Origin of the sequence: Lelliottia nimipressuralis (assembly GCF_004402045.1) — a bacterium.
Classification (GTDB): Bacteria; Pseudomonadota; Gammaproteobacteria; order Enterobacterales; family Enterobacteriaceae; genus Enterobacter; species Enterobacter chinensis.
The window spans coordinates 273,318-298,601 of sequence record NZ_SOMG01000015.1 but is presented as its reverse complement, the minus strand read 5'-3'; the positions used below and the strand labels follow the sequence as shown (position 1 = coordinate 298,601).

The following is a 25,284-nucleotide window of genomic DNA, read 5'->3' as shown; positions in this document are numbered from 1 at the left end:
TGGCAAGATTTAAATGGAAAGCACTAACAAACTCAAACGTGGGCTCAGCACGCGCCACATCCGCTTTATGGCGCTGGGCTCTGCTATTGGAACCGGTCTTTTTTATGGCTCGGCAGATGCCATCAAAATGGCCGGCCCAAGCGTTCTGCTGGCTTACATCATCGGCGGCGTGGCGGCGTATATCATCATGCGCGCCCTCGGTGAAATGTCTGTTCACAACCCGTCAGCCAGCTCATTCTCCCGCTACGCGCAGGAAAACCTTGGCCCGCTGGCCGGGTTTATCACCGGCTGGACCTACTGCTTCGAAATCCTGATTGTGGCGATTGCCGACGTAACGGCGTTTGGCATCTACATGGGCGTCTGGTTCCCGGCGGTGCCGCACTGGATTTGGGTCCTTAGCGTGGTGCTGATCATTTGCGCCGTCAACCTGATGAGCGTGAAGGTGTTTGGCGAGCTGGAATTCTGGTTCTCCTTCTTCAAGGTCGCCACCATCATCATCATGATTGTGGCCGGTTTCGGCATCATCATCTGGGGAATAGGCAACGGCGGGCAGCCGACCGGCATCCATAATCTCTGGAGCAACGGTGGCTTCTTTAGTAACGGCTGGCTCGGCATGGTCATGTCGCTACAGATGGTGATGTTTGCCTACGGCGGTATCGAGATTATTGGTATCACGGCCGGTGAAGCGAAAGATCCGGAGAAATCCATTCCGCGCGCCATCAACTCGGTGCCGATGCGTATTCTGGTGTTCTACGTGGGTACGCTGTTCGTGATTATGTCCATTTACCCGTGGAACCAGGTGGGTACCAACGGCAGCCCGTTTGTACTGACCTTCCAGCATATGGGCATTGCGTTTGCTGCCAGTATTCTGAACTTTGTGGTGCTGACCGCGTCGCTCTCTGCAATCAACAGTGACGTCTTTGGCGTGGGCCGTATGCTGCACGGCATGGCGGAGCAGGGCAGTGCGCCGAAGGTGTTCGCCAAAACTTCACGTCGCGGTACGCCATGGGTGACGGTTGTGGTGATGACCGTTGCGCTGCTGTTCTCGGTTTACCTGAACTACATCATGCCGGAGAACGTCTTCCTGGTGATTGCGTCTCTGGCGACCTTCGCAACCGTCTGGGTGTGGATCATGATCCTGCTGTCGCAGATTGCGTTCCGCCGCCGTCTGTCACCGGATGAGGCGAAAGCGCTGAAGTTTAAAGTACCGGGCGGCGTCGCAACCACCGTCGTTGGGCTGATCTTCCTGGTGTTCATTATTGCCCTGATTGGCTACCACCCGGATACCCGTATTTCCCTCTACGTGGGCTGTGCGTGGATCGTGCTGCTGCTGGTGGGCTGGATGTTTAAATGCCGCCGTGACCGTCAGCTGGCGGAAGCACAGTAAGGTAAAAATGCCGGGTGGCGCTGCGCTTACCCGGCCTACACTCCCTTTTGCCCCGGAAAAAAATCTCCTCCTCCTTTCTCCTCCCCCAATAATCCCGATCGTGATGAGCTATCCTTAACCACCCTGTGGCAAGGTGACGTCAATTTCATCAAAGGGGATTCGTGATGTTAAACGCCTGGCACCTACCGGTTGCCCCATTTGTTAAGCAAAACAAAGACAACCTTGTGATTACGCTCTGGCTGGCGGGGGAAAACCAGCCTGAACGCGTGACGCTCCGCGCCGAAATAGATAACGAAGAGACCGCGCTGAAAATGCACAAGCAGCGCAGCCAGCCGCAGCCGGGGATCACGGCGTGGCGAGCGAATATCGACCTGAGTAGCGGACAGCCTCGCCGCCGGTACAGCTTCAAACTGCTGTGGAATAACCGCCAGCTGTGGTTTACCCCGCAGGGGTTTAGCCGTTTCCCGCCCGCACGGTTGGAGCAGTTTGCCGTTGATTACCCGGATAACGGCCCGCAGTGGGTTAACGAGCAGGTCTTTTACCAAATCTTCCCGGACCGCTTTGCCCGCAGCCAGAAGCGGACTGCCGAACAGGATAAGGTCTATTACCACCACGCCGCTGGCCACGACATTATTCTGAAAGAGTGGGATGAACCGCTAACCGCGCAGGCTGGCGGCTCGACGTTTTACGGCGGCGATCTGGACGGCATTAGCGAGAAGCTCCCGTATCTGAAAAAACTGGGCGTGACGGCGCTGTACCTCAACCCGGTGTTTAAAGCCCCGAGCGTGCACAAATACGATACCGAAGATTATCGCCACGTTGACGCGCAGTTTGGCGGTGATGAGGCGCTGTTGCGCCTGCGTAAGAACACCCAAAAAGAAGGCATGCGCCTCATTCTGGACGGCGTGTTCAACCATAGCGGAGATTCGCACGCCTGGTTTGACCGTCATAACCAGTCGATGGGTGGGGCATGCCATAACCCGGGCTCGCCGCAGCGCGACTGGTATAGCTTTAACGAGGAGGGCCGAGCGCTGGACTGGCTGGGCTATGCGAGCCTGCCGAAGCTGGATTTCCAGTCGCCAACGCTGGTGGATGAAATTTATGGCGGCGAAAACAGCATCGTACGGCACTGGCTGAGCGAGCCGTGGAATATGGACGGCTGGCGTCTGGACGTGGTGCATATGCTGGGGGAAGCGGGCGGCGCGCGGAATAATCTTCAGCACGTCGCCGGGATTACGCGCTCGGCGAAAGCGGCCCAGCCAGAGGCGTTTGTGTTTGGCGAGCACTTTGGCGACGCGCGCCAGTGGCTGCAGAACGATGCGGAAGATGCGGCGATGAATTATCGCGGCTTTACCTTCCCGCTATGGGGATTCCTCGCCAATACCGATATCTCCTACGATCCGAATCATATTGACGCGGAAACCTGCATGGCGTGGATGGAGAACTACCGCGCCGGCCTGTCGCATCAGCAGCAGCTGCGGATGTTTAACCAGCTCGACAGCCACGATACCGCGCGCTTTAAATCCCTGCTCGGCAAGGATGTCGCGCGTCTGCCGCTGGCGGTCACCTGGCTCTTCACCTGGCCGGGCGTACCGTGCATTTACTATGGAGACGAAGTGGGGCTGGACGGGAACAACGATCCGTTCTGCCGCAAAACATTCCCGTGGGCGCCAGAGAAGCAGGACAAGACGCTGTTCAGCCTGTATCAGCGGCTGGCGAAACTGCGTAAACAGAGTCTCGCCCTGCGCTACGGCGGCTGCCAGGTGGTGTACGCCCACGATAACGTGGTGGCCTTTGTCCGTGTTTATAATCAGCAGCGCGTGCTGGTGGCGATTAACCGGGGCGAGGCCTGCGAAGTGGTGCTGGAAGATTCACCACTGCTGGCGGGGAAAACGTGGAAGAGCAAAGAGGGAAAAGCGACGTTCCAGGACGGCGTGCTCACGCTTCCGGCAATCTCCGCTGCGGTCTGGTTCGCCAGTTAATCGCGGGCGGAAGGGTTTTCACCTTTTAAGATGGCGCAAATGCAACTATTTGTGTCAATCTTAACGGATCGTTTACGGTGAAGGTGGAAACATGGACGAGCTTTACATCCTTGGCTGTTTGTTCCTGGTTTTTGCACTGGGGGTTGCGCCGGTGCTTGCGGTTATCGGCTTTAATCGAAGCACGGCGGCGAGACAGGAGATCGCCCGGCTTCGCCAGCGTATTGAGGCACTCGAGCAGCGCGGCGCGGCGGAGAACGCACCGGAGCCTGAACAGGCCGCTGCGCCGGCGGTAGTGCCCGAGCCAGTGGTTGAGGACGCGCCCGCGCCTGTCGACCCCTGGCGCCCCGAGATTCCCGCTGCCGCGGCAGAACCCGCTCCTGCTCCTGCGCCCGCGGCAAAACAGCCTTCTGCCTTTGGCGGCATACTGACGTCGCTGGTGCGCTGGTTCATGCAGGGCAATCCGCTGGCGAAGCTTGGGATCCTGCTGCTTTTCCTCGGGCTCTCTTTCCTGCTGCGCTATACCGTCGAACACTCCCTGTTCCCGCTTGAGCTTCGCCTTGCCGCGACGGCGCTGTTTGCTATGGTTCTGCTGGCACTCGGGTGGCGGCAGCGGCACAAACAGCGTGTCTATTCGCTGATTCTCCAGGGGGGGGCGACAGGCATCCTCTATCTGACCGTCTTTGGTGCCTTCCGGCTCTGGCAGATGTTGCCGATGACGCTGGCCTTTGCGCTGCTGGTGGTCATTTGTGCGGCGAGCGTCGGGCTGGCGGTGCTGCAGAGGGCGCTGAGCCTTGCCATGCTGGCGAGCCTCGGCGGGTATCTTGCGCCGCTGCTCTTGTCTACCGGGGGCGGCAGCTTTGTGGCGCTGTTCTCTTTCTATCTCCTGCTTTCCATCGGCATTCTCGCGATTAGCATCTGGCAGCACTGGCGCGAGCTGAATCTGCTTGGACTGCTGTTTACGTTCGGCGTCGGCGGTCTGTGGGGGCTGAACGACTACCGGCCTGAAGACTATTGGGTTTGCCAGCTGTTTCTGATTGCCAATACGCTGATATTCGGCGTGCTGAGCGTGGCGCTGTCGCTGCGGGCGCAGGAGAAAGGGAAGCAGATCGTTGACGGCGTACTGCTGTTTGCCCCGCCGCTGATAGGCTTCGGGATGCAGTACGGCATGACCCGGCACTGGGAATATGGCCCGGCGCTGAGCGCCCTCGGATATGGCGCATTTTATCTTACCCTCGCGTTCCTCGCCCTGCGTCGCTATCCCTCTCTCGGACGACCTCTGGTCCTGGCGGCGCTGGCGATCGGCGGCGGGTTTGCCACGCTCGCCATTCCGCTGGCGCTGTCGGCGCGCTGGACGGCGATGGCCTGGGCGCTGGAAGGGCTGGGTATCCTCTGGCTGGGCGTGCAACAGCAGCAGCGGCGCATGAGCTATAGCGGGACGGCGCTGCTGGTGCTGGCGCTGGGTAGTGCGCTGTGGGCGCAAATGAACGGTATTACGTCGCTGAGCCTGCTGCTTATCTTCGCCGTACTCAGCCTTTGCTGGCTGGCTGCGGCCTGGCTTTGGCGGAATATCCTTCTACCGGGCAGTTGGGTACTGCTGGCAGGCGGACTGCTGTTCTGGATAGTGGCGTTACTGGGCGCCTCGCAGCTGATGCTGAAGCAGGAATTATCTGTTCTGGCAGGCGTACTGGCGCTGATGGCCGGTTCGGTCTGGGGCTGGCGGCTGGCTGCCGCTCGTCTGGCGTGGCGGGAGCTGGATGCCAGCAAATGGCTGCTGTGGCCGGTTATGCTGCTGATGGTGGGTTATCAGCTCTGGCACCAGCAGATCTTTGCCGCTGGCTGGTCAAATCTGGCCTGGTGCGTTGCACTTCCTGCCGCACTGATGCTGCTGCGACGTGACGGTAAAAGACTCCTGCCGCGCATCGCGATGGGACTGCACCTGTCGCTGTTCTGGATGATTTTACTGGCGCTGGCCGCCGAGCTTTACTGGTTTGCCCGGTCGTTGCCGTGGGGCATGGCGGCCTGGGGCAGCGGATTAGCGATGGCAGCAGGCGGCGGTTTGATTATGGCGCTCTCTGCAGCGGTACGGCGTCGCGGATGGCCGTTCCTGGAATGGCCCGCGCTTTACGCCTGCCTGGCACCGATCCCTGTTGTCGCGGCGCTGCTGGTGTTGCTGGTCGTGACCAATTTCCAGGACGGTGTGGTCTATCGCCAGACATGGCTACCGCTGGTGAACCCGCTTGAGGAAGGTGCCGCGTTCGCATTACTGGGGCTGGTGATCTTTTATCGGGCAGTGGAGCGCTACTACCCCGCGTTGCTTTCGCAAGCCCGCCCGTGGCCTGCCGTCGCGATTATGGCGTTTGGCTTCTGGTGGCTTAACGGTGCGCTAATGCGCGCCCTGGCCTGGTATGGCGACGTGGCCTGGAATATGGAATCGTTGTGGGATTCGCGGCTTGTCCAGACCTGTTTTGCCCTGTTCTGGATGTTGAGCGCGCTGGTGGTCATGATCCATGCCACCCGCCGGGTTTCCCGGCAGGAGTGGCTCTGCGGCGCTGCGCTGCTGGGTGTGGTAATGGTTAAACTGATGCTGGTAGACAGCGCGGGCGGAGGCGGTCTGTCGCGTGCGGTGGCGTTTATCGGCGTGGCGATACTGGTACTGATCGTGGGGTATTTCTCACCGCTACCGCCCAAAACAGGAGATGAAAAATGAAATGGATGAAAGCGGTAGCGTATACCGCGCTACTGGCGCTTTCCGGCCCGGCGTTCTGCGACGAGGTACAAGCGGAATCGCCCCGGGACTATGCCTTTGGCCGTTCACTGGATACGTCTGTTCCTTCCCAGTGGTATCGGGTGATGCTGCCGCTCGCCGTCTATGAGCAGAGCACGTCACCGGATCTGCATGATGTCCGCGTTTTTAACCAGTCGGGCGAGCCGGTTCCCTTTAGCCTGATCGCCGCTACGCGTCCGCAGCCGTCAGTGCAATCCACAGCACTTCGCCTCTTTCCTCTGGACGCCTCGCCGCTTGCGTCTTCGCGAAACGGCGGTGATAGCGATAAAATTCTGCTCCGTTCCGGAAACGGCGTGGAGATTGTGCTCGAGGGGCAAAAAGCCGCCGCAGCCGGGCATCATTATCTGCTGACCTTGCCGGAGCAGGCTACGGGGGAGATGTCCATATCCCAGCTGCAGCTGCTCTGGAATACCCCTCAGACGCCGTGGCAGGGAACGGCGTCGGTCTATTACAGCGAGGATCTTAAGCACTGGTATACCCTGCGCGAGGATATGCCGCTGCTGGACGTCGTCAGCGGTCAGGATCGTCTTAAGCTCGATCGGATCGATACCGATACTGTTTTATCTCCCGATGCGAATCGCTATCTCATGGTAGTGCTGAATACGCAAAATCAGGGGTTAACCTTGACTGGCGTAAACGCAATTAGCGCCCCTGAGCAGGCGGCCCCGGAAGAGATTAACCTTGAGGGGAAAGGGGAGCCGCTATCGGCAAGTGAAGCGCAGTGGCGGTGGGCACGACCGCAACCGCTAAGTGCTGTCAGCATCTCACTGAATGGCGATGGCGTCCTTCCCGTGGAGATAGCGTGGCGGAGTTCGGAAAAAGACACATGGCACCCGCTGAAAAAAGAGGTTCTGTACCGTCTGGAGGGGAAAACGTCCCTACCGGTTTCGCTTAACGGGGGCCTGGTCCAGGCGGTGAAAATCACGGCGCTGAATGCGCGTTTGCCAGAATACCTGCCGAGCGTCACGGGGCATCGTGACCGCTATGACCTGGTGTTCAACGCGCAGGGGAAAGCACCGTACGTGCTCGCCTGGGGCAACGGGGCCGCAAAGCCTGCAAACGTGGATCCCGGCATGCTGATCCCTGCCGACCTGCGAAAAACCTATGATATGGCGAACCTGCCGCAGGCTGACATTCAGGATAATATCGCGTTAGGCGGTGAGGAGCGTCTGACCGCTACCTCTGCGGCCGAGCGGGAGAGCAGGATGAACACGCTGCTGGTGTGGGGCGTGCTGATCGCAGGGGTGATTCTGCTGGCGGGTATGGCCTGGCGCATCTGGCGGGAGACGCAGCGTAAGGCATAAAAAAAGGCCCGCATAAGCGGGCCTTTTTCGTAAACCGTGCCGATTACAGGCTGGATACGTTCTCAGACAGGTATTTAGCCACGCCGTCTGGAGACGCGTTCATGCCTTCTTTACCTTTTTCCCACTGAGCCGGGCACACTTCGCCGTGCTCTTCGTGGAACTGCAGCGCGTCAACCATGCGCAGCATTTCGTCGATGTTACGACCCAGTGGCAGATCGTTCACAACCTGGTGACGAACGATGCCGTTGGCGTCGATCAGGAAAGAACCACGCAGTGCAACGCCAGCGTCCGGATGTTCGATACCGTAAGCCTGCTGGATTTCGCGTTTGATGTCCGCAACCATTGCGTATTTCACCGCACCGATGCCGCCTTTGTCGACAGGGGTGTTACGCCATGCGTTGTGTACAAACTCAGAGTCGAAGGAGACGCCAACCACTTCCACGCCACGCTTCTGGAATTCTTCATAACGTTTGTCGAATGCGATCAGCTCAGACGGGCAAACGAAAGTGAAGTCCATTGGCCAGAAGAACAGAACGGTCGCTTTACCGTTGGTGTGCTGTTTGAAGTTGAAGTTTTCAACGATTTCACCGTTGCCCAGAACTGCTGCAGCTGTAAAATCCGGAGCCGGACGAGTTACCAGAACCATATGATTCTCCTGTAGATACTAAGGTTATTTGGAACGCAACGCGAGCCAGTATAGAGAGTGTTCATGGATAAGACAAAGAGGTGGTGACAATCGTTCCGCCAGCTTTTACCTATCAATGCGAATTTTGTCAGAGCTGTTTGTTTTTCGCCTGCGCCATCATGCGCGGATAAAACTGCCAGAAACGCGTTTCCAGCGCATCGTAATGTTCGTCAAGGTCATACCAGGAGTCGCGCAGCGCATCAAGCCGCGGACGACGACTCGCCATCCCATTCAACACATTCTGGATGAAGTCCATCTCACGATAGCGCTCCAGCCAGCGTTCGGACCACAGATAATTATTCAGATTCACAAAGCGCGGCGGTGAGTCGGGCAAAATGATCGACACCTGCTGGTGGGCATAGCGAACAAAATCCGGCAATGGCATCTCCGGCGACAGCTGCTCCCAGTGGCGCGACAGGAAGTGGTCCCACATCACATCAAGCGTGATCGGCGCAACGCGGCGCGTTTCAGGGCGAAACCACGCTTTGGCTTCCGTCACTTCCGGCAGCTTATCGGTCAATACGTCGATGCGGCGGTGCATAAAAATCCCGTCGACAACCTCTGGGGAATAGTCTTCAGCGGGGTTGCCGCGCACGAAATCGGCCAGCAAATTACCGGAAAGAGAGCTGTCAGCGAGATGAGCGAGATGCAGGTGAGCGAGAAAATTCATGCGTTTTATTTGTCCGGGGGCGGCTAGTTGTTGCAGCAAAAGGGTGCGAGCACTAGACTATGCCGCCTGTTTTTAAGTCACGAGTATACGTCATGCGCGTCGCCGATTTCTCCTTTGAACTACCTGAATCCCTGATTGCTCACTATCCAATGCCTGAGCGCAGTAGCTGTCGTTTGCTGTCACTGGATGGGCCAACGGGCGAGCTGACGCACGGTACTTTCACCGATTTGCTCGACAAGCTCAACCCTGGCGATCTGCTGGTCTTTAACAATACCCGCGTGATCCCGGCACGCCTGTTTGGCCGTAAAGCCAGCGGCGGCAAGATTGAAGTGCTGGTCGAACGTATGCTCGATGATAAACGTATTCTGGCACATATTCGCGCGTCCAAGGCGCCGAAACCGGGCGCGGAACTGCTGCTGGGTGATGACGAGAGCATCAAAGCGACGATGACCGCGCGCCACGACGCGCTGTTTGAAGTGGAATTCAACGACGAGCGCACGGTGCTTGATATTCTGAACGCCATTGGCCACATGCCGCTGCCGCCGTACATTGAGCGTCCGGACGAAGAGGCCGACCGCGAGCTGTACCAGACCGTCTACAGCCAGAAACCTGGCGCGGTCGCGGCGCCAACGGCGGGCCTGCACTTTGATGAACCGCTGCTGGAAAAACTGCGCGCGAAAGGGATTGAGATGGCGTTTGTGACGCTGCACGTCGGCGCGGGAACCTTCCAGCCGGTGCGCGTAGACAGTATCGAAGATCACATCATGCATTCTGAATATGCCGAAGTGCCGCAGGATGTGGTGGATGCGGTGCTGGCCGCGAAAGCGCGCGGTAGCCGCGTCATTGCTGTCGGTACGACGTCGGTGCGCTCGCTGGAGAGTGCCGCGCAGGCGGCGAAAAACGATCTTATCGAGCCGTTCTTTGGCGACACGCAGATTTTTATCTACCCGGGCTATCAGTACAAAGTGATTGACGCGCTGGTGACCAACTTCCATCTGCCTGAATCCACGCTGATTATGCTGGTGTCCGCGTTTGCGGGTTATCAGCATACGATGAATGCCTACAAGTCTGCGGTAGAACAAAAATATCGCTTTTTTAGCTACGGGGACGCGATGTTTATCACGTACAATCCGCTGGCTTTGAATGAGCGTGTCGGGGAATAAGTCCGCGGCACCAGAATAATGTGTCGGACTGTTTTTCTGGCACAGAGGAATGAAAATGAAATTTGAACTCGATACCACCGATGGCCGCGCGCGTCGCGGTCGCCTGGTGTTTGATCGCGGCGTGGTAGAGACCCCCGCGTTTATGCCTGTGGGCACCTACGGCACCGTCAAAGGGATGACGCCGGAAGAGGTGGAAGCCACTGGCGCGCAGATCATCCTCGGTAATACCTTCCACCTGTGGCTGCGCCCGGGTCAGGAGATCATGAAGCTCCACGGCGATCTCCATGACTTCATGCAGTGGAAAGGCCCCATCCTGACCGATTCCGGCGGTTTCCAGGTCTTCAGCCTGGGAGATATCCGCAAGATCACCGAGCAGGGCGTACACTTCCGTAACCCGATTAACGGCGATCCGATTTTCCTCGATCCTGAAAAATCGATGGAGATTCAGTACGACCTCGGCTCTGACATCGTGATGATCTTCGACGAATGTACGCCGTACCCGGCCGACTGGGACTACGCGAAACGCTCTATGGAGATGTCTCTGCGCTGGGCGCAGCGTAGCCGCGACCGTTTTGACTCCCTGCAGAACAAAAATGCGCTGTTTGGCATTATCCAGGGCAGCGTTTACGAAGATTTACGCGATATCTCTGTTAAAGGTCTGGTAGAGATAGGTTTTGATGGCTACGCTGTCGGCGGTTTGGCTGTGGGTGAGCCGAAGGAAGATATGCACCGTATTCTGGAACATGTCTGCCCGCAAATCCCGGCAGATAAGCCCCGTTACCTGATGGGCGTGGGTAAACCAGAAGATCTGGTTGAAGGCGTACGCCGCGGCATTGATATGTTCGACTGCGTCATGCCAACCCGCAACGCGCGTAACGGTCATCTGTTTGTTACCGATGGCGTGGTGAAAATCCGTAACGCGAAGCATAAAAGTGACACCAGTCCGCTCGATGCCGAGTGCGATTGCTATACCTGTCGCAATTATTCTCGTGCGTATCTGCATCATCTCGATCGTTGTAATGAGATTTTGGGTGCACGTCTCAATACCATTCACAATCTTCGCTATTATCAGCGCTTAATGGCTGGTTTACGTAAGGCTATCGAAGAGGGTAAATTAGAGAGCTTCGTGACCGATTTTTACCAACGTCAGGGCCGGGATGTCCCACCTTTGAACGTTGATTAATTTTAATAATGAGGGAATTTGAATGAGCTTTTTTATTTCTGATGCGGTAGCAGCAACTGGCGCGCCTTCTCAGGGCAGCCCAATGTCTCTGATTCTGATGCTGGTTGTGTTCGGTCTGATCTTCTACTTCATGATCCTGCGTCCACAGCAGAAGCGCACCAAAGAGCACAAAAACCTGATGAACTCTATCGCGAAAGGCGATGAAGTGCTGACCAACGGTGGCCTGGTGGGTCGCGTGACCAAAGTAGCGGAAAGCGGCTACATTGCTATCGCCCTGAATGACACCACTGAAGTGGTTATCAAACGTGACTTCGTAGCTGCCGTTCTGCCGAAAGGCACCATGAAGGCGCTGTAATCCCAACTTTTCCCAAAGGGAACTGCCGTGTTAAACCGTTATCCTTTGTGGAAGTACATCATGCTGGTCGTCGTGATTATCGTCGGCCTGCTGTACGCACTTCCCAACCTGTATGGTGAGGATCCGGCCGTTCAAATCACTGGCGCGCGCGGTGTCGCCGCCAGTGAGCAAACGCTGATCCAGGTCCAGAAAACGTTACAAGAAGAAAAAATTACCGCTAAGTCTGTGGCACTGGAAGAGGGCGCTATTCTTGCTCGCTTCGACACCACCGACACGCAGCTCCGCGCTCGTGAAGCGCTGATGGGCGTGCTGGGTGATAAATATGTCGTGGCGCTTAACCTTGCTCCTGCAACCCCGCGTTGGCTGGCTGCTCTGAATGCAGAGCCAATGAAACTGGGTCTTGACCTGCGTGGTGGCGTTCACTTCCTGATGGAAGTGGATATGGACACCGCGCTCGGCAAGCTGCAGGAACAGAATATCGATAGCCTGCGCAGCGATCTGCGTGAAAAAGGCATCGCCTATACCACCGTGCGTAAAGAAGATAACTACGGCATGAGCATCACGTTCCGCGACAGTGCGGCACGCGACCAGGCTGTAACTTACCTGTCTCAACGTCACCGCGATCTGGTGATTACCTCTCAGGGCAGCAACCAGCTGCGCGCGGTGATGACGGATGCGCGTCTGAGCGAAGCGCGTGAATACGCCGTTCAGCAGAACATCAACATTCTGCGTAACCGTGTAAACCAGCTGGGTGTAGCTGAGCCGTTGGTTCAGCGTCAGGGCGCTGACCGTATCGTGGTAGAGCTGCCGGGTATCCAGGATACCGCACGTGCGAAAGAGATTCTGGGTGCAACCGCTACTCTCGAATTCCGTCTGGTTAACTCCAATGTCGACCAGTCCGCTGCTGCCGCAGGCCGTATTCCGGGTGACTCCGAAGTGAAACAGACCCGCGAAGGTCAGCCAGTTGTGCTGTACAAACGCGTGATCCTGACCGGTGACCATATCACCGACTCCACTTCCAGCCAGGACGAATATAACCAGCCGCAGGTTAACATCTCGCTCGATAGCGCGGGTGGTAACATCATGTCTAACTTCACCAAGGACAACATCGGCAAACCGATGGCGACCCTGTTCGTGGAGTACAAAGACAGCGGTAAGAAAGATGCAAACGGTCGTGCGGTGCTGGTGAAAGAGGAAGAGGTGATTAACATCGCCAACATCCAGTCTCGTCTGGGTAACAGCTTCCGTATTACCGGTATTAACAACCCGAACGAAGCGCGTCAGCTCTCTCTGCTGCTGCGTGCCGGTGCGCTGATTGCGCCAATTCAGATTGTTGAAGAACGTACGATTGGTCCAACGCTTGGTATGCAAAACATCCAGCAGGGTCTGGAAGCGTGTCTGGCCGGTCTGGTTGTCTCCATCCTGTTCATGATCTTCTTCTATAAGAAGTTTGGTCTGATTGCGACGTCCGCGCTGCTGGCTAACCTGGTGCTGATCATCGGCATCATGTCCCTGCTGCCGGGCGCGACGCTGACCATGCCGGGTATTGCGGGTATCGTTCTGACCCTTGCGGTGGCGGTCGACGCCAACGTACTGATAAACGAACGTATTAAAGAAGAGCTGAGCAACGGTCGCTCTGTGCAACAGGCGATTGAAGAAGGCTACAAAGGGGCGTTCAGCTCCATCTTCGATGCGAACGTAACAACACTGATTAAGGTTCTTATCCTGTATGCAGTGGGTACTGGCGCTATCAAAGGCTTTGCGATTACAACCGGTATCGGTGTCGCAACGTCGATGTTTACCGCTATTGTCGGCACCCGTGCCATCGTGAACCTGCTGTATGGCGGCAAGCGCGTCAAAAAGCTGTCTATCTGAGGAGTGCGTTGTGGCACAGGAATATACTGTTGAACAATTAAACCACGGCCGTAAAGTCTGGGACTTTATGCGCTGGGACTACTGGGCCTTCGGCATTTCAGGTTTTCTGCTGATTGTGTCCATCGTCATCATGGGCGTGAAAGGCTTTAACTGGGGTCTCGATTTTACCGGTGGTACGGTAATTGAAATCTCCCTGGAAAAACCGATCGATATGGACCAGATGCGCGAGTCTCTGCAGAAAGCGGGCTTTGAAGAGCCGCTGCTGCAGAACTTCGGCAGCAGCCGCGACATCATGGTGCGTATGCCGCCGGTACACGATGCCAACGGCAGCCAGGAGCTGGGTAGCAAGGTTCTGAACGTCATCAACGAATCGACCAGCCAGAATGCGGCGGTGAAGCGTATTGAGTTCGTCGGCCCAAGCGTAGGTGCTGACCTGGCGCAGACCGGTGCGATGGCGCTGATGGTGGCGTTGATTTCCATCCTGATTTACGTTGGTTTCCGCTTTGAGTGGCGACTGGCGGCAGGTGTGGTTATCGCTCTTGCGCACGACGTGGTGATCACCATGGGCGTACTGTCGCTGTTCCACATTGAGATTGACCTGACGATTGTGGCATCCCTGATGTCCGTTATCGGTTACTCACTGAACGACAGTATCGTGGTATCTGACCGTATTCGTGAAAACTTCCGTAAGATCCGTCGCGGTACGCCGTACGAAATCTTTAACGTGTCGTTGACCCAGACGCTGCACCGTACCTTGATCACATCCGGAACCACCTTGATGGTTATCCTGATGCTGTATCTCTTCGGTGGTCCGGTACTGGAAGGCTTCTCGCTGACCATGTTGATTGGTGTGACTATCGGTACTGCGTCGTCTATCTACGTTGCATCCGCTCTGGCACTGAAACTCGGCATGAAGCGCGAGCACCTGCTCCAGCAGAAAGTCGAGAAAGAAGGGGCGGACCAGCCGTCCATTCTGCCGTAAGGCGACGTTTAGCGCGTTATCGAAATCCCGGTCAGTTGACCGGGATTTTTTTTATCTGCTCCTGACAAACACTCCTGACAGTATGCTGTCAGGAGCCCTGTCGTAGACTCTTTTCGAACCCAAACAACACTCAGGAGAATGTATGAAAAGCGTAATTAACTGGTTTGAAATCCCGGTCACGGATATGGATCGCGCAATTAATTTTTATGAGCCAGTGATGCAGGTTTCATTAAAAAGCGAGAAAATGGACTGCGTCGAGCTGGCCGTATTCCCGCATGAGGATCCGGGTACCGGCGGGGCGCTGGCAAAATTTGAGGGCATTGTACCGTCTCACGAAGGCGCTATTATCTACCTGCATACTGACAATCTGGCGGCCACGCTCGACCGTATCGCTAGCGCAGGCGGCGAGTGCGTATTCGGGCCGCTGGAATTGCCGCGTGGCATTGGCACTATTGCTCTGTTTACCGACTGCGAAGGTAATCGCGTCGGCCTCCATCAACCTGCCTGAGAGCTGAATAAGATATGACCCGACGCGCTGACCGTTTGTTCCAGATTGTGCAGATCCTGCGGGGCAGGCGTCTGACAACGGCAGCGCATCTGGCAGACCGGCTTGGTGTATCTGAGCGCACGGTCTACCGCGATATCCGCGACCTTTCACTTTCCGGCGTGCCGGTAGAGGGTGAGGCAGGAAGCGGATATCGGCTAATGTCGGGTTTTGACCTACCGCCGCTGATGCTGACAAATAAGGAGTCAGAGGCGCTGATCGTCGCGATTCGCCTGCTCAAAACCTGGGGAGGTGAGTCGCTGTCGCGCGAGCTGGAGTCGGCTCAGGAAAAGGTGCTGGCTATCCTGCCCGAGGAGAGCCGGCGAAAGGCGGAGCAGACGCGGATCTACGCGCCGGATTTTTGCATGCAAAGCCACTCCCGCAGCGATTTTGACATGATTCATCAGGCGATTTCCGCCCAGCGCGTGCTGGTGTTGCATTATCGTGATGAAGCCGGACAGCTCTCTAAGCGCGAGGTTCAGCCGCTGGGGCTGTTCTTCTGGGGGGAGCGCTGGCTGCTGGCGGCGTGGTGCGAACGGCGCGATGACTATCGCTGTTTCCGGCTCGACAGATGCCTCAATATTATGCAGACGGAGAGACGGTTTAGCGAGAGTGCGGATAAGTCACTGGCGGATTTTTTGCGGAAGGTGAAGCAGTAAAAAGCCGGGTGGCGGCTACGCCTTACCCGGCCTACATTCGGATCGTAGGCCCGGTAAGCGTAGCGCCACCGGGCGAAATCCGCACTGATTAGAAGTTGTAACCCACAACCAGGTAACCACCCCAACCGGTAGAACGAACGCTGAAGTCGCCGTTACCGAAGTTCAGGCTGGCGTCGTCGTTCCACTGGCCACCGTTGTGCCAGTAACGCGCAACAACAGAGTAGTGCCAGTGATCGTAGTTCAGCGCCAGGATGTGGCTGGAGGCGATGGAGTCGTTGGTGCGCGCTTTCTTACCGTTCAGGTCGCGGAAGTCGTTGTCGCCCAGATCTGAACCCCAGTCAAAGTTGGTGAAGCCGATATAGCTCAGGTTGCCGCCCCACAGCTGGGTGATTGGCACAAAGTATTTCACTTTGAAACGGTAGCCATCCCACTCGTTTTCGTTCGCGGCACCGTAGTTCTGCCACTGGTACTTAGCGTACACGTTCAGAGACAGGCTCATTGGCAGGCCGGTGTCGATGTCCGTACCCAGACCCATGTACCAGGTGCTCTGGCGACCGGACTTGTTGCGGCCCATGTCGTAGATGTAGTTGTTCGCGAAATACCACTCTTTGAACGGACCAAACGCCAGGCTGGTACCGGTCAGTTTATCAATAGAGAAGCGCGGTTCGATCTCCATGAACAGTGGGGAACCGTGGTTCCAGATACCTTTCGCGTCGGTGTTACCACCGAAGAAGACCGGTGCATCCATATAGCCATAGAAATCAAACCAGTCTTTCTTGGCGAATGCTTCATATTCCAGGTAGGTATCGTTGCGGATCTGTGGTCCGAAGCGGGTGTGGTAGCTGCCGACCACGTTAACGCTCTGATGCCACCAGTCGGAGAGGTATTGCGGTTTATCGTTTTCCGCTGCGTTAACAGTGAAAGAGGAGGACAGTGCCAGCACGGCCCCAGCTGCGAGTAATGTTTTTTTCATAATCATGCCACTGATTGAAATTCCCTTCCGGGAGTGAAAAATGCGCGAATTGCGTTTCTAAATATTTCGTGTTTCTGCGGTGCCTATTATAGGAATCCCTGCTCACAAAAATATGTGTTGTTTCACATATCTCTCACACACGTAATCGATTGCGTTCACGTTTGCGTACTTTAAACGGCCGGGATTGTAGCGGCAATCATTTATGTTGCCAATCCATACGAAATGTAAATGTTAGCGGAGTGACATTTCACTCCGCTTAAGAGGATGGAATTACTGCGCGGCGGGTTGAATGTCGTGAATGCGGATGAAGCCTAACTGTTCCGGCGTAAGGCCGCTTAACTGAAGAGGAATTTCCACATCGCTGGGTGCTAAAACGCTGGCCGGGGCGGTGAAAAGCTGATTCTTCACGTTCACCTCCTGGTAATTCTCCGTGGTGCCCTGGATCTGCCCCCATTCGACGGTGCCGCTGAAGGCCGGAAGCGGATCGTTGGATTCGCCCTGGATGCGTAATGTTGCGCGAGTACCATCTGCATTCGCCGCCACGTTCACCAGCGACATCTTCAGCGTGCCAACCTGGCTGTTCAGGCGCGCAGGCGTATTTGCTCCCGGCAGCAGATAGACTCCGCTACTGGATTTAGCGTTAAGCGCGTTTTGCTGGGTGATCTTCACCGTTTCTTTGTTCAGTTTGTCCATCGCCGTATTGAGCGTATTCACGCTCTGTTTCATTTGACGGACTTCGGTTTGCTGTGCACAGGCGCTAAGGGTGAAGAGGCTCCCCACCAGCAAAATTTTCAGGTAACGTCTTGTCATTGCGTTTATTTCCTTGAAATAACGGATCGCTCTAATGGTAGCTAGCATCAGCGTGTCAGACATAGATCCTTTATCTCAAAAAGCTCTTCCTTTGTTGTCAGGCCAGATCAGGGTAAAATGAAAATCAGTTAACCGGATAACAGGGATACCGTATGCATTGCCCATTCTGCTCCGCTGTGGATACCAAAGTCATCGACTCTCGTCTTGTGGGCGAAGGGTCATCCGTACGCCGTCGTCGGCAGTGTCTGGTGTGCAACGAGCGTTTCACGACCTTCGAGGTTGCAGAGCTGGTGATGCCGCGCGTGGTAAAAAGTAACGATGTGCGCGAGCCGTTTAACGAAGAGAAGCTGCGCAGCGGGATGCTGAAAGCCCTCGAAAAACGTCCTGTAAGCGCAGATGACGTTGAAATGGCGTTAAATCACATCAAATCTCATCTTCGTGGCTTAGGCGAGCGTGAAGTGCCCAGCAAGATGATCGGCAACCTGGTGATGGAGCAGTTGAAAAAGCTCGATAAGGTCGCCTATATCCGCTTCGCCTCTGTGTACCGCAGCTTCGAAGATATCAAAGAGTTTGGCGAAGAGATCGCCCGCTTACAGGATTAAGCTCATGCACGATGAGATGTACATGGCGCGCGCCATGAAGCTGGCGCAGCGCGGTCGTTTTACTACCCATCCCAACCCGAACGTCGGGTGCGTGATCGTTAAAGATGGCGAGATCGTGGGAGAGGGCTTTCACTATCGTGCAGGCGAGCCACATGCTGAAGTTCATGCGTTGCGTATGGCCGGCGAGAAGGCGCGCGGTGCCACGGCCTACGTTACGCTGGAGCCCTGCAGCCATCACGGGCGTACGCCGCCGTGCTGCGAAGCGCTGATTGCAGCAGGTGTTTCACGCGTGGTCGCATCGATGCAGGACCCCAATCCGCAGGTGGCTGGACGCGGTCTGTATCGCCTGCAGCAGGAAGGCATTGAGGTCAGCCATGGGCTGATGATGCAAGACGCCGAAGCGATCAATAAAGGCTTCCTGAAACGTATGCGCACCGGGTTCCCGTATATCCAGCTTAAGCTGGGCGCCTCGCTGGATGGACGTACGGCGATGGCAAACGGCGAGAGCCAGTGGGTAACCTCGCCGCAGGCAAGGCGCGATGTGCAACGTCTGCGTGCGCAAAGCCATGCTATCCTCACCAGCAGTGAAACGGTTCTGGCTGACGATCCGGCCATGACCGTACGCTGGGACGAACTGAATGCCGATACCCAGGCGCTTTACCCGCAGGAGAACCTGCGTCAGCCTCTGCGTATTATCATTGATAGCCAGAACCGCGTGACGCCTGAACACCGCATTGTCCAGCAGCCCGGTGAAACCTGGATTGCCCGCACCAAAGAAGATACGCGTGAATGGCCGGAAGGCGTGCGCAGCATCATGGTGCCGGAGCATAACGGTCATCTGGATCTCGTGGTGCTCATGATGCTGCTCGGCAAGCAGCAGGTGAACAGCATCTGGGTAGAAGCGGGGCCAACGCTTGCCGGTGCGCTCTTACAGGCCGGACTGGTGGATGAATTGATTGTTTACGTTGCGCCTAAACTGTTAGGTCACGACGCGCGCGGCCTGTTTGTGCTGCCCGACCTTGAAAAACTGGCCGATGCACCACAACTCAAATTTAGCGAGATTCGTCCGGTGGGTCCGGATGTCTGCCTCCACTTAACGACAGCGTAATTGCTCCCGAAATAGGGAAGCAGTGCGCAAAGTATTATGATAAAATCCGCCCCCCTGCGGGGCCAAATGAACCCGTAAAGGAAGAGTATGAACATTATTGAAGCTGCTGTAGCTACCCCGGACGCTCGCGTCGCCATCACCATTGCGCGTTTCAACAACTTCATCAACGACAGCCTGCTGGAAGGTGCCATTGACGCCCTGAAACGTATTGGCCAGGTTAAAGATGACAACATTACCGTTGTTTGGGTTCCAGGTGCTTACGAACTGCCACTGGCAGCGGGCGCGCTGGCAAAAACCGGTAAATACGACGCGGTGATTGCACTGGGTACTGTTATTCGTGGCGGCACTGCGCACTTCGAATACGTTGCGGGCGGTGCAAGCAACGGTCTGGCACACGTTGCGCAGGATGCTGAAATTCCTGTCGCGTTTGGCGTGCTGACCACCGAAAGTATTGAGCAAGCCATCGAACGTGCTGGCACCAAAGCCGGTAACAAAGGTGCAGAAGCTGCACTGACCGCGCTTGAAATGATCAATGTATTGAAAGCCATCAAGGCCTGATTTTTTTGTAAGGGGAATTCCGTGAAACCTGCTGCTCGTCGCCGCGCCCGTGAATGTGCCGTCCAGGCACTTTACTCCTGGCAGTTGTCCCAGAACGACATCGCTGATGTTGAATACCAGTTCCTGTCAGAACAGGACGTGAAAGATGTTGACGTTCTGTACTTCCGTGAACTGCTGTCGGGAGTGGCGACTAATAGCGCGTATCTCGATGGTCTGATGAAACCTTACCTGTCCCGTCTGCTCGAAGAGTTGGGTCAGGTAGAAAAAGCAGTGTTGCGTATCGCGCTGTTTGAGCTGTCAAAACGTGATGATGTGCCGTATAAAGTGGCCATCAACGAAGCGATCGAACTGGCGAAAACCTTCGGCGCTGAAGACAGCCACAAGTTTGTAAACGGCGTTCTTGATAAAGCAGCACCTGCGATCCGTCCCCACAAAAAGTGATCCGCAAACCGGAGTCCTGCGTTGCCTGACGGGCAGTGCGGCTCCGGTTTTTTCTTTTATTTGCTGAGGCATAACGTATGGCATGCGGCGAATTCTCCCTGATTGCCCGTTATTTCGACCGTGTCAGAACCTCTCGTCTTGATGTTGAAACCGGCATTGGCGATGACTGTGCACTTCTCAATATTCCCGAAAAACAGACGCTGGCAATCAGCACCGACACCTTAGTGTGCGGACGTCATTTCTTACCGGATATCGATCCTGCCGACCTGGCGTATAAAGCGCTGGCGGTTAACGTTAGCGATCTGGCGGCAATGGGCGCCGATCCCGCATGGCTGACGCTGGCCCTGACGCTGCCTGAGGTGGATGAAGCCTGGCTTGAAGCCTTCAGCGATGCGCTGTTTGAGCAGCTCAACTACTACGATATGCAGCTGATTGGCGGTGATACCACAGCCGGGCCACTGTCGATGACGCTGGCGATCCACGGCTATGTCCCGCTCGGTCGCGCGCTGAAGCGCTCGGGCGCAAAACCCGGCGACTGGATTTACGTGACCGGTACGCCGGGCGACAGCGCGGCAGGGCTGGCTATTCTGCAGGATCGCTTAACCGTGAAGGACGCTGACGATGCGGCGTATCTGGTGAAACGCCATCTGCGCCCGACGCCGCGTATTCTGCACGGTCAGGCGCTGCGCGAGCGGGCAAGCTCGGCTATCGATCTCTCTGACGGTCTCATCTCAGACCTCGGCCATATTCTGAAGGCCAGCGGCGTCGGCGCGCGCGTTGACCTGGACCTGTTCCCGCTGTCAGAACAGCTGCTTCGCCATGTGGAGCCTGAGCAGGCCCTGCGCTGGGCGCTCTCCGGTGGCGAAGACTATGAGCTGTGCTTCACGGTGCCTGAGCTGAACCGTGGGACGCTGGATGTGGCGTTAGCGCATCTCGGCGCGAAGTTTACCTGTATCGGTCAGATCATGCCGGAGAGCGAAGGGCTGAAGTTTGTGAAAGACGGTGCGCCCGTTACGCTGGACTGGAAAGGGTACGATCACTTCGCGTAAGTTTGCGCGCTCTGTATTGCCGGGTGGCGGCTTCGCCTTACCCGGCCTACAAAAGATGGAGCTTACTTAAACCCCACCACCGGATGCTGCTGATACGGCGTCTCCAGCTCGGCAATTTGCTCCGGCGTCAGCGTGATATCCACCGCATTCAGCAGTTCATCAAGTTGCTCTTCCCGGGATGTGCCGATAATCGGTGCCGCGACGCCGCGTTTACCCAGCAGCCACGCCAGCGCCACCTGCGCACGAGTTGCACCGGTATCGTCGGCGATCCCGGCTAAGCGTTCGGCGATTAGCGCATCGCTGGCCTCTGTTCCTTCGTACAGGTTTTTTCCCACTTCATCCGATACCAGACGAGCCGTGGTTTCACCCCATGGACGGGTCAGGCGGCCGCGTGCCAGCGGGCTCCAGGGGATCACCGCTACACCTTCCTGATGGCACAGCGGCAACATCTCGCGTTCTTCTTCACGATAGATCAGATTGTAGTGATCCTGCATGGTGACAAAGCGCGCCCAGCCGTGCTGCGCCTGGAGATCCAGCGCCTGTGCAAACTGCGATGCATGCATAGACGACGCGCCGATGTAGCGTGCTTTACCGGCTTTGACCACGTCGTTCAGCGCGTCAAGCGTCTCCTCGACTGGCGTGTTGTAATCCCAGCGGTGAATTTGCAGCAGATCGACGTAATCCATATTTAACCGTCTGAGACTGTCATCAATGGAACGCAGGATTTGCGCGCGAGAAAGGCCCTCAGCCAGGTCGCCCACCGGGTAGTACACCTTGGTGGCGACGACGATTTCATCACGACGGGCAAAATCGCGCAGGGCACGGCCGACAATCTCCTCGCTGCTGCCGTCAGAGTAGCTGTTGGCGGTGTCAAAGAAGTTAATGCCGCCCTCGATAGCGCGTTTGATAATCGGACGGCTGCTCTCTTCCGGCAGCGTCCAGGCATGGTTTCCCCGATCGGGCTCGCCAAAGGTCATGCATCCCAGACAAAGTCTGGAAATTTTAAGGTCGGTTTTTCCTAATGTAGTGTATTGCACGGTTCCGCTCCTGCTGTTTAAACACCAGGTTTAAGCATAGCAGGAGCGGAAAAGGGGGAGGGGGTCAGTCCAGCCAGGTGCGGATTTTGGCTTCGATACCGGCAGCGTCCAGGCCAATAGCCGCACGCGCTTCGTCCTGAGTACCTTGCGGAATGAAATGATCCGGCAGGCCGAGGTTCAGCACCGGAACGGCTTTACGGTTTGCCATCAGCACTTCGTTCACGCCGCTGCCCGCACCGCCCATGATGGCGTTTTCTTCCAGCGTGACCAGTACGTCATGCATTTCAGCCATACTCAGGATGAGGGATTCGTCGAGCGGCTTCACAAAGCGCATATCCACCAGGGTTGCATTCAGCGTTTCAGCCACTTTCGCGGCCTCCGGCATCAGCGTACCGAAGTTCAGGATCGCCACTTTCTCACCGCGACGTTTTACCAGACCTTTACCTATCGGCAGTTTTTCCAGAGGCTGGAGCTCAACGCCTACCGCATTACCGCGCGGGTAGCGAACGGCGCTTGGACCATCCTGATAGTGGTAGCCGGTAAACAGCATCTGGCGACATTCGTTCTCGTCGCTTGGCGTCATGACAACCATATCCGGAATACAGCGCAGGAACGACAGGTCAAACGCACCCTGGTGCGTCTGACCGTCAGCACCGACGATGCCCGCACGATCGATAGCAAACAGTACCGGCAGTTTCTGAATGGCCACGTCATGGATCACCTGATCGTAGGCGCGCTGCAGGAAGGTGGAATAGATAGCGACAACCGGCTTGTAGCCGCCAATGGCCAGGCCCGCTGCAAACGTCACCGCGTGCTGCTCGGCAATGGCCACGTCAAAATACTGGTCAGGGTATTTTCTGGAGAACTCCACCATGCCAGAGCCTTCACGCATGGCCGGGGTGACCGCCATCAGCTTGTTGTCTTTCGCTGCGGTTTCGCACAGCCAGTCGCCGAAGATTTTTGAATAGCTCGGCATGCCGCCGCTGCTTTTTGGCAGACAGCCGCTGGACGGGTCAAATTTCGGTACCGCGTGGAAGGTAATCGGATCTTTTTCCGCCGGTTCGTAGCCACGCCCTTTTTTAGTCATGATGTGCAGGAACTGCGGGCCTTTCAGGTCGCGCATGTTCTTGAGTGTGGTCACCAGACCCAGCACGTCATGGCCGTCAACCGGGCCAATATAGTTAAAGCCCAGCTCTTCAAACAGGGTACCTGGCACGACCATGCCTTTGATGTGCTCTTCGGTGCGCTTGAGCAGCTCTTTGATCGGCGGTACGCCGGAGAAGACTTTCTTGCCGCCTTCACGCAGCGAGGAGTAAAGCTTGCCGGAGAGCAGCTGAGCCAGATGGTTGTTCAGCGCGCCGACATTTTCGGAAATCGACATTTCGTTATCGTTAAGAATAACCAGCATGTCTGGCTTGATATCGCCCGCGTGGTTCATGGCCTCAAAGGCCATACCTGCGGTGATAGCACCATCGCCAATCACGCAGACGGTGCGGCGCTGTTTGTTCTCTTTTTCGGCGGCAACGGCAATACCGATACCCGCAGAAATGGACGTGGAGGAGTGACCGACGCTCAATACGTCATACTCGCTCTCACCGCGCCACGGGAACGGATGCAGGCCGCCTTTCTGTCGAATGGTGCCAATTTTATCGCGACGTCCGGTCAGAATTTTGTGCGGATATGCCTGGTGCCCTACGTCCCAGATTAGCTGATCGAACGGCGTGTTATAGACGTAATGCAGCGCCACGGTCAGCTCAACCGTGCCAAGCCCGGAGGCGAAATGGCCGCTGGAGCGGCTAACGCTGTCGAGCAGGTAGCGACGCAGTTCGTCGCACAGCTTCGGCAGGCTCTCTTTCGGCAACAGGCGTAACTCCTGGGTGGAGTCCACTAACGCCAGTGTCGGGTATTTGGCAATATCAAAACTCATCAAAGGCTCATCGAGATAGTGTGTTTATTTATCACGCTGGATTATATAGTCCGCTAGCGCTTCCAGTGCCGAGGTATCCAGCGATTGCGCGGCCAGCTGATTCAGAGACTGGCGGGCATCCTCTATCAGATCCCGGGCTTTACGTTGGGCTTGCTCAAGGCCCAGCAAGGCGGGGTAGGTACTTTTGCCAAGCTGCTGGTCCGCACCCTGACGTTTTCCCAATGTTGCAGTATCGCCCACCACATCCAGAATGTCATCCTGAACCTGGAATGCCAGACCGATACTTTCTGCGTATCTGTCCAGAATCGGCAGGGCTTTGCGCCCTTGTTCACCCGCACTCAGCGCGCCCAGGCGAACGGCTGAACGAATCAATGCCCCTGTTTTATGGCGATGAATACGCTCCAGCTGTTCCAGATTAACCTGACGTCCTTCCGCGTCCAGATCCAGGGCCTGTCCGCCGCACATGCCGGCTACGCCGCTGGCCATTGCCAGTTCGGAGATCATTGCCAGGCGGTCGCGGTCAGCCACTTCAGCCATCGGCGCGTCGCTCAGAATCGAAAATGCCAGCGTTTGCAGGGCATCACCCGCCAGAATGGCATTCGCCTCGCCAAACTTGATATGGCAGGTTGGTTGACCCCGACGCAAATCGTCGTCGTCCATGGCCGGTAAATCATCGTGGATCAGCGAGTAGGCGTGGATGCACTCAACGGCGGCTGCCGGGGCGTCCAGCGTGTTATCGCTGATACCAAACATATTGCCTGTGGCGTAGACCAGAAACGGGCGCAGGCGCTTTCCACCCAAGAGTGCGCCATAGTGCATGGCTTCAACCAGTGGAGTGTTCTGAAAAGGCTGTGGCGCAATAAAACGGCGCAGGGCGTCGTTGGCGCGCACGACACGCGCCTGAAGCTCGGTGGCAAAATCCATTTACTCGGCGTCCGGTGTGAAAGGCGTGGTTTTCGCATCTTCGCTGTCGGACAGCAGGATCTGCACACGCTGTTCGGCCTGCTGCAGTTTGACCTGCCCCTGGCGCGCCAGCTGTACGCCGCGCTCGAATTCGTTGAGCGCCTCTTCCAGCGGGAGATCGCCGCTCTCAAGGCGGGTGACAATTTGCTCCAGTTCACTCAGCGCAGTTTCGAAACTGGCCGGTGCGTCGTTCTTCTTCGGCATAGTGAATTGACTCTTATATTCTTCGCCCCGACATGGTA

General features: G+C 56.6%; 24 protein-coding genes. 16 read left to right on the top strand and 8 right to left on the bottom strand.

Annotated elements, in window-relative coordinates; genetic code table 11:
* The first annotated feature begins 13 nt into the window (after positions 1 to 13).
* From proY to E3U32_RS10000, 4 genes are all read left to right on the top strand, one after another.
* On the top strand, positions 14 to 1,387 hold the full coding sequence (gene proY / locus E3U32_RS10015; RefSeq protein WP_033144753.1) for a proline-specific permease ProY: 1,374 nt from the start codon (positions 14 to 16) through the stop codon (positions 1,385 to 1,387).
* A 164-nt stretch (positions 1,388 to 1,551) separates the two neighbouring features.
* Positions 1,552 to 3,369 carry a maltodextrin glucosidase gene (gene malZ, locus E3U32_RS10010; RefSeq protein ID WP_134348645.1) on the top strand — a complete coding sequence of 606 codons (1,818 nt, stop codon included), beginning with the start codon at positions 1,552 to 1,554 and terminating at the stop codon, positions 3,367 to 3,369.
* A gap of 91 nt (positions 3,370 to 3,460) precedes the next feature.
* Positions 3,461 to 6,076 (top strand): DUF2339 domain-containing protein, encoded by a 2,616-nt coding sequence (locus E3U32_RS10005; protein WP_134348644.1) that lies wholly within the window; start codon positions 3,461 to 3,463, stop codon positions 6,074 to 6,076.
* Positions 6,073 to 7,458: a DUF3999 domain-containing protein gene (locus E3U32_RS10000; RefSeq protein WP_134348643.1), complete on the top strand. Its 1,386-nt coding sequence runs from the start codon at positions 6,073 to 6,075 to the stop codon at positions 7,456 to 7,458. Before E3U32_RS10005 ends, E3U32_RS10000 begins: the two co-directional genes overlap by 4 nt.
* Before the next feature lie 43 nt (positions 7,459 to 7,501).
* On the opposite strand, the gene E3U32_RS09995 is transcribed toward E3U32_RS10000, so the two are convergent.
* Positions 7,502 to 8,104 (bottom strand): peroxiredoxin, encoded by a 603-nt coding sequence (locus E3U32_RS09995; protein WP_014168840.1) that lies wholly within the window; start codon positions 8,102 to 8,104, stop codon positions 7,502 to 7,504.
* 127 nt (positions 8,105 to 8,231) lie between these two features.
* On the bottom strand, positions 8,232 to 8,813 hold the full coding sequence (gene acpH / locus E3U32_RS09990) for an ACP phosphodiesterase (protein WP_134348642.1): 582 nt from the start codon (positions 8,811 to 8,813) through the stop codon (positions 8,232 to 8,234).
* Positions 8,814 to 8,905: 92 nt separating this feature from the next.
* On the opposite strand from acpH, the gene queA reads away from it, so the two are divergent.
* The 7 genes from queA to E3U32_RS09955 all read left to right on the top strand — a co-directional run bounded on the left by queA (position 8,906) and on the right by E3U32_RS09955 (position 15,574).
* The gene (queA, locus tag E3U32_RS09985; protein WP_134348641.1) at positions 8,906 to 9,976 is read left to right on the top strand and encodes a tRNA preQ1(34) S-adenosylmethionine ribosyltransferase-isomerase QueA; all 1,071 of its coding nucleotides are present in this window, start codon (positions 8,906 to 8,908) and stop codon (positions 9,974 to 9,976) included.
* Positions 9,977 to 10,031: 55 nt separating this feature from the next.
* Entirely contained in the window at positions 10,032 to 11,159 is a 1,128-nt protein-coding gene (tgt, locus tag E3U32_RS09980) for a tRNA guanosine(34) transglycosylase Tgt (RefSeq protein WP_134348640.1), read from the top strand.
* A gap of 22 nt (positions 11,160 to 11,181) precedes the next feature.
* Positions 11,182 to 11,514, top strand: a complete 333-nt coding sequence (gene yajC / locus E3U32_RS09975) for a preprotein translocase subunit YajC (protein ID WP_042320789.1) — start codon at positions 11,182 to 11,184, stop codon at positions 11,512 to 11,514.
* Between the two features lie 27 nt (positions 11,515 to 11,541).
* Positions 11,542 to 13,389, top strand: a complete 1,848-nt coding sequence (gene secD, locus E3U32_RS09970; protein WP_134348639.1) for a protein translocase subunit SecD — start codon at positions 11,542 to 11,544, stop codon at positions 13,387 to 13,389.
* Positions 13,390 to 13,399: 10 nt separating this feature from the next.
* Positions 13,400 to 14,371: a protein translocase subunit SecF gene (gene secF, locus E3U32_RS09965; RefSeq protein WP_134348638.1), complete on the top strand. Its 972-nt coding sequence runs from the start codon at positions 13,400 to 13,402 to the stop codon at positions 14,369 to 14,371.
* A gap of 142 nt (positions 14,372 to 14,513) precedes the next feature.
* On the top strand, positions 14,514 to 14,879 hold the full coding sequence (locus tag E3U32_RS09960; protein ID WP_134348637.1) for a VOC family protein: 366 nt from the start codon (positions 14,514 to 14,516) through the stop codon (positions 14,877 to 14,879).
* 14 nt (positions 14,880 to 14,893) lie between these two features.
* The gene (locus E3U32_RS09955) at positions 14,894 to 15,574 is read left to right on the top strand and encodes a helix-turn-helix transcriptional regulator (RefSeq protein WP_134348636.1); all 681 of its coding nucleotides are present in this window, start codon (positions 14,894 to 14,896) and stop codon (positions 15,572 to 15,574) included.
* Between the two features lie 88 nt (positions 15,575 to 15,662).
* On the opposite strand, the gene E3U32_RS09950 is transcribed toward E3U32_RS09955, so the two are convergent.
* Positions 15,663 to 16,547: a nucleoside-specific channel-forming protein Tsx gene (locus tag E3U32_RS09950; protein WP_025756198.1), complete on the bottom strand. Its 885-nt coding sequence runs from the start codon at positions 16,545 to 16,547 to the stop codon at positions 15,663 to 15,665.
* A 270-nt stretch (positions 16,548 to 16,817) separates the two neighbouring features.
* A complete protein-coding gene (locus E3U32_RS09945; RefSeq protein ID WP_134348635.1) occupies positions 16,818 to 17,357 on the bottom strand; it encodes a DUF3251 domain-containing protein in 540 nt (179 codons plus the stop codon).
* A 152-nt stretch (positions 17,358 to 17,509) separates the two neighbouring features.
* Here E3U32_RS09945 and nrdR point away from each other — a divergent pair, with 152 nt between their 5' ends.
* The 5 genes from nrdR (at position 17,510) to thiL (ending at position 21,115) form a co-directional block, all read left to right on the top strand.
* A complete protein-coding gene (nrdR, locus tag E3U32_RS09940) occupies positions 17,510 to 17,959 on the top strand; it encodes a transcriptional regulator NrdR (protein ID WP_006176872.1) in 450 nt (149 codons plus the stop codon).
* A 4-nt stretch (positions 17,960 to 17,963) separates the two neighbouring features.
* The gene (gene ribD / locus E3U32_RS09935) at positions 17,964 to 19,067 is read left to right on the top strand and encodes a bifunctional diaminohydroxyphosphoribosylaminopyrimidine deaminase/5-amino-6-(5-phosphoribosylamino)uracil reductase RibD (protein ID WP_134348634.1); all 1,104 of its coding nucleotides are present in this window, start codon (positions 17,964 to 17,966) and stop codon (positions 19,065 to 19,067) included.
* 87 nt (positions 19,068 to 19,154) lie between these two features.
* Positions 19,155 to 19,625: a 6,7-dimethyl-8-ribityllumazine synthase gene (gene ribH, locus E3U32_RS09930; protein WP_006176874.1), complete on the top strand. Its 471-nt coding sequence runs from the start codon at positions 19,155 to 19,157 to the stop codon at positions 19,623 to 19,625.
* 21 nt (positions 19,626 to 19,646) lie between these two features.
* Positions 19,647 to 20,066: a transcription antitermination factor NusB gene (gene nusB / locus E3U32_RS09925; RefSeq protein ID WP_006809908.1), complete on the top strand. Its 420-nt coding sequence runs from the start codon at positions 19,647 to 19,649 to the stop codon at positions 20,064 to 20,066.
* Positions 20,067 to 20,143: 77 nt separating this feature from the next.
* Complete coding sequence (gene thiL, locus E3U32_RS09920) at positions 20,144 to 21,115, top strand: thiamine-phosphate kinase (RefSeq protein WP_116341632.1); 972 nt, start codon at positions 20,144 to 20,146, stop codon at positions 21,113 to 21,115.
* Between the two features lie 62 nt (positions 21,116 to 21,177).
* Here thiL and E3U32_RS09915 read toward each other — a convergent pair whose 3' ends face one another.
* The 4 genes from E3U32_RS09915 to xseB form a co-directional block, all read right to left on the bottom strand.
* A complete protein-coding gene (locus tag E3U32_RS09915; protein WP_134348633.1) occupies positions 21,178 to 22,152 on the bottom strand; it encodes an aldo/keto reductase in 975 nt (324 codons plus the stop codon).
* A 64-nt stretch (positions 22,153 to 22,216) separates the two neighbouring features.
* Positions 22,217 to 24,079 carry a 1-deoxy-D-xylulose-5-phosphate synthase gene (gene dxs, locus E3U32_RS09910; RefSeq protein WP_134348632.1) on the bottom strand — a complete coding sequence of 621 codons (1,863 nt, stop codon included), beginning with the start codon at positions 24,077 to 24,079 and terminating at the stop codon, positions 22,217 to 22,219.
* A 24-nt stretch (positions 24,080 to 24,103) separates the two neighbouring features.
* Complete coding sequence (ispA, locus tag E3U32_RS09905; protein WP_134348631.1) at positions 24,104 to 25,003, bottom strand: (2E,6E)-farnesyl diphosphate synthase; 900 nt, start codon at positions 25,001 to 25,003, stop codon at positions 24,104 to 24,106.
* Positions 25,004 to 25,246: an exodeoxyribonuclease VII small subunit gene (gene xseB / locus E3U32_RS09900; RefSeq protein WP_008503331.1), complete on the bottom strand. Its 243-nt coding sequence runs from the start codon at positions 25,244 to 25,246 to the stop codon at positions 25,004 to 25,006. It abuts the gene before it with no gap.
* Between the last annotated feature and the right edge of the window lie 38 nt (positions 25,247 to 25,284).